Source organism: Veillonella dispar (assembly GCF_937975875.1).
In the GTDB taxonomy this organism is placed as follows: domain Bacteria; phylum Bacillota; class Negativicutes; order Veillonellales; family Veillonellaceae; genus Veillonella; species Veillonella dispar_B.
On record NZ_CALJSP010000127.1, the window covers coordinates 1 to 4882 of the forward strand.

Consider the following 4882-nt stretch of genomic DNA (forward strand, 5'->3'; position numbering starts at 1 on the left):
AACTTAAATCTCTTATTTTAGGTGCTATTGATGTAATCGATGTAGACGCTCGCTATGATGCTCACAATCGCATGCATGAATATGGTGGTTTCAAATTATAATCCATTCATCCTAGAAAACAGTAGTTCATCGAAGGAGATGCTATGATTAATATTGAATGGCGTAAAGATACGCTAGTATTATTAGATCAAACTAAATTGCCGACAGAAATTTCCTATGTGCATTGTACTGATTGGCGCCAAGTAGCTGAGGCTATTAAGATGCTTCGCGTTCGTGGGGCTCCAGCTATCGGTGTAGCAGCTAGCTATGGTCTAATTTTAGCTGCTATGGAAGCAAGTCGTTTAGAGGCTCCATTTAGTCAACAACTTACAAGCTTATATGAATTTAGCGAGACTTTAAAAGAAACTCGACCTACTGCAATCAACTTGGCATGGGCTGTAGATCGTGTTATGTCTCTTGTGAAAGCTAATGTTACAAGTATGTCCTCTATGAGTGAAGTAGTAGACCTTATTACTAAAGAGGCTATTATGATTCACGAAGAAGACGTATCTTTGAATCGTCGTATGGCAGAAGCAGGAGCAACCTTATTTGAAGGTCAAAAGAATATTCGTATTTTGACCCATTGTAATGCTGGTGCATTAGCTACAGGTGGTCTAGGTACAGCACTTGGTGTTGTCCGTAAGCTTCATGAAAATGGTCAATTGGAACGGGTATATGCGGATGAAACACGACCATTATTACAAGGTGCTAGACTTACTACATTTGAGCTACATGAGGATGGCATTCCTGTAACCTTAGAAACAGATAATATGGCGGCCTATGCGATGCAACATGGCCTCATTGATGCCGTTATCGTCGGTGCTGACCGCATCACTACAAAAGGTGATGTAGCTAATAAAATTGGTACCTATGGTGTAGCAGTACTAGCTAAATTCCATAACATTCCATTCTATGTAGCAGCGCCATACAGTACATTTGATTTTACCCTTGAAAATGGTGCTGATATTCCTATTGAAATGCGCGACGATTATGAAGTCACATCATTGCATGGGGTTCAAACAGCACCTAATGGTATTGATGTGCTTAATCCAGCCTTTGATGTAACACCACATGAACTAGTGACTGCCATCATTACTGAAGAAGGTGTATTAAAACCGAACTATGAAGAGTCTATTGATAAGCTACGTCAGATCGTAGAATCTAAGTAACAAAAAAATCCAAGTGGATTAACCATATGTATTTTTTATCTAATCTACTTGTATAAGTAAAAGGAGATATTATGCAATCTTTAATTAAAGATATTAATTTAGCTGCAGAAGGCCGTAAAAAAATTGATTGGGTTTCTAACTTTATGCCTACCTTAAATACATTAGGCGATCGTTTTGAAGCAGAACAAACTTTCAAAGGTCAAACTATTGTCGTTAGTGTTCACTTGGAAGCAAAAACAGCATATTTAGCTACTGTATTAAAACGCGGTGGCGCTGATGTTATCGTAACTGGTTCCAATCCATTATCTACACAAGATGATGTTGCGGCTGGTCTCGTTGACATGGGCCTAACTGTATACGCTTGGTATGATTGTACTGAGGAAGAATATTTCAACTTCCTTAATAAGGCTCTTGATCATAAACCACACATTATTATCGATGATGGTGGTGACTTGGTAAACTTGTTGCACACAACACGCCAAGATGCAAAAGAACGTTTGTTAGGTGGTAGTGAAGAAACTACAACAGGTGTACATCGTCTGTATGCATTAGAGAATGCTAAACAATTGACATTCCCTATGATTGCAGTAAACGATTCCTACTGTAAATATCTCTTTGATAACCGTTATGGTACAGGTCAATCCGTTTGGGATGGTATCATGCGTACTACAAACTTAACAGTAACAGGTAAAAACGTGGTTGTTGCTGGTTATGGTTGGTGTGGTAAAGGCGTTGCTATGCGTGCAAAAGGCCTCGGTGCTCATGTATATGTAACAGAAGTAGATCCAATTAAAGCTATTGAAGCTGTATTTGATGGTTTCAAAGTGTTACCTATGATTGAAGCTGCTAAAGTAGGGGATATTTTCTGTACTGTAACAGGTTGTAAAGACGTTATTGTAAAAGAACATTACGAAGTGATGAAAGATAAAGCAATCATGTGTAATGCAGGTCACTTCGACTGCGAAGTAAATGTAGCTGAATTAGCTGACCTTGCTGTAAGCCATGAGCGTGTTCGTCAAAATATCGAAGGCTATACTATGGCTGATGGCCGTAAACTATATGTATTGGCTGAAGGTCGCTTAGTTAACCTTGCAGCTGGTGATGGTCACCCAGCAGAAATCATGGACTTGTCCTTTGCTATGCAAGCCCTTGCTGCAGAGCATATCTTGAAAAACGGCAAAGAAATGGAGCCAAAAGTATATGTATTGCCTCATGAATTAGATGTGGAAATCGCTAAACTTAAATTGAACTCCATGGGCTATGATTTAGATTCTTTGACACAAGAACAAATCGACTACTTAACAAAAGTAAACTAATATTGAATGGAAATGTAATAGTAAATGATAGGCTTAGGTGTATTATTACTACTATATACTTTCAGAATTAATAACTATAACCGAGCTTTTATGGCTCGGTTATACCTATGAGGGAAGACTATGTCCGATTTATTGATTACTAATGTAGACGTCCTCACCGATGAGGGCGTTCTTAAAAATCATGCTATTGAAATTGAAAATGGCTATATTACAGCTATTTTAAAGGATAGTGAAGCTATTAAAGCAAAAGATACTGCTAAGGACGTACTAGATGGTAAAGGCCAATTAGCAGCACCAGGTCTTGTAAATACGCACACTCATATTGCGATGGGCCTATTTAGAAATTATGCAGATGATCTTGAGCTTATGGAATGGCTTGAAACAGCAATTTGGCCAACAGAAGCAAAATTAAACGACGATTATGTCCGTTATGGCACACAACTTGGCATTGCCGAAATGTTGCGTACTGGTACTACAACCTTTAGCGACATGTATTTCTTTATGAATACTACCGCTGAGGTTGTAAAAGAAACTGGTATTCGTTCTGTATTATCTCGTGGCTTAGCAGGTGTTTCTCCAACAGCAGATCAAGCATTAGTTGAGAATGCTGATTTATTCCGCACATGGAATGGCTTTGATAATGACCGCATCAAGGTATTATTAGGACCACATGCTCCATATACTTGTCCAGATGCTTATATGGAGAAGGTTATCTCCTTATCTCATGAATTAAACTGTGGCATTCACATGCACTTGTCCGAAACTAAAGGGGAAGTGGAGAATGTTATGAAAGCTACAGGTAAAACTCCAATCGCTCATATGCATGATTTAGGTTTATTCTGGAATACTACATTGGCCGCACACTGTGTTCATGTTACAGACGAAGATATGGAAATTATGGCTGAAAATAATGTAGCAGTAGCACATAATCCACAATCTAATCTTAAATTAGCAAGTGGTATTGCACCAGTTCCTGAAATGATTGGTAAAGGTATTACTGTTGGTCTCGGTACAGACGGTTCTGCTTCTAATAATAATGCGGACATGCTTGAAGAAGTACGCCTTGCTGCAACCTTACATAAAGCACGTCTCTACGATCCTAAAGCCATTCCTGCACAAGCAGCTTGGCATATGGGTACTGTAGAAGGCGCGAAAGCATTGGGGTATAAAGATCTTGGTGTTTTAGCAAAAGGGTATCGTGCAGATATCGTGCTATATGACGTATCTGGTATGCACTGGATGCCTCGTTACAACGATTTAGCAGCACTTGTATACTCTGCAAACAGTTCTGATGTAAATACTACAATTGTAGGTGGCAAAGTTCTTATGAAAGATAAAGAATTGCTTACTATTGATGAAGAAAAACTTCGTGCAGAAATCACTAAGGCTCAAGAGTATTTCAGTAACTAATATATTAAAAAAACTATAGCTGTAATTGATTAGCTTTTTCTTGTCTAGTTTAGTACTAGTTAGGTTTGTATTTATATAATATAAGTTTGTATGCGAGGTACTGCTATGCTAAAAAGAATACTTCAATACCTTTCACTTTGTATCGCCTTAGTTAGTTTGTTGATATTAGCTGGTTGTAGTAGTAATAGTGCGTCTTCTCAGCCTAAAGGACCTGAAGGGGAATGGATTGCTTACTCAGGCTATACCGTTCAAAATGTAGTGAGTGCTGTTGACACGCCTATTTTTACGATGAATCTTACAGCTCGAAATGATAGTAAGACGATTTATACTGCAGATATGAAAGCTTATAATTATCAATATACGACGCCTGAAAAGAGACCAGTAATTGAATCTACTCAAATGGTAGGGGATATAAAGGAAGCTCGTCTAAATTATATTACAGCACTTACACTTGTAATGAGTGCTAACGATATAGTAGGTAACGCAGATAGCTCGAATTTAAATACAATTAAGATGGATATTAGGGACATACCCAATACTGATCTTATTTATGATTCAAAAACAGATACTATTAAATTTATGGATCAAACCTTTAAACGAGTTGGCGATACGAACAATTTACAAACATTGGCCGATGCGTATAAGAAAGACCTTCAAGTAGCTTCTAATAAATATTTAGAAGAGATTGGCAATGCAGCAAATCCTAAAACAAAGTTTATAACAACCTATAACTTTGATGACTCTATCATTAAAGACAATAAGAAATAATAAATAAAATAAAACCCACTCATAGTATGATATATTCCTTTATTAGATACTTAATAAAAGGGGTACATATCACATGGAGTGGGTTTATTTTGTAATGTTTTACTTTGAATGCTATTTTATTACTTTCACCAAGAACATTGGTACAGGAATATAAAATTCATCTTTTTCGTTATAAATACG

General features: G+C 37.3%; 4 protein-coding genes and 1 pseudogene. All 5 read left to right on the forward strand.

Features of this window, described 5'->3' with window-relative positions:
• Positions 1 to 101: pseudogene (locus Q7P05_RS09610) on the forward strand (S-methyl-5'-thioadenosine phosphorylase); the annotation flags it as partial.
• Positions 102 to 143: 42 nt separating this feature from the next.
• Positions 144 to 1208 (forward strand): S-methyl-5-thioribose-1-phosphate isomerase, encoded by a 1065-nt coding sequence (mtnA, locus tag Q7P05_RS06095; protein ID WP_303931097.1) that lies wholly within the window; start codon positions 144 to 146, stop codon positions 1206 to 1208.
• Positions 1209 to 1279: 71 nt separating this feature from the next.
• On the forward strand, positions 1280 to 2524 hold the full coding sequence (locus Q7P05_RS06100) for an adenosylhomocysteinase (RefSeq protein ID WP_105089204.1): 1245 nt from the start codon (positions 1280 to 1282) through the stop codon (positions 2522 to 2524).
• 120 nt (positions 2525 to 2644) lie between these two features.
• Positions 2645 to 3934 (forward strand): amidohydrolase, encoded by a 1290-nt coding sequence (locus Q7P05_RS06105; protein WP_303931099.1) that lies wholly within the window; start codon positions 2645 to 2647, stop codon positions 3932 to 3934.
• 105 nt (positions 3935 to 4039) lie between these two features.
• Positions 4040 to 4702 carry a hypothetical protein gene (locus tag Q7P05_RS06110; protein WP_303931101.1) on the forward strand — a complete coding sequence of 221 codons (663 nt, stop codon included), beginning with the start codon at positions 4040 to 4042 and terminating at the stop codon, positions 4700 to 4702.
• Positions 4703 to 4882: the final 180 nt, after the last annotated feature.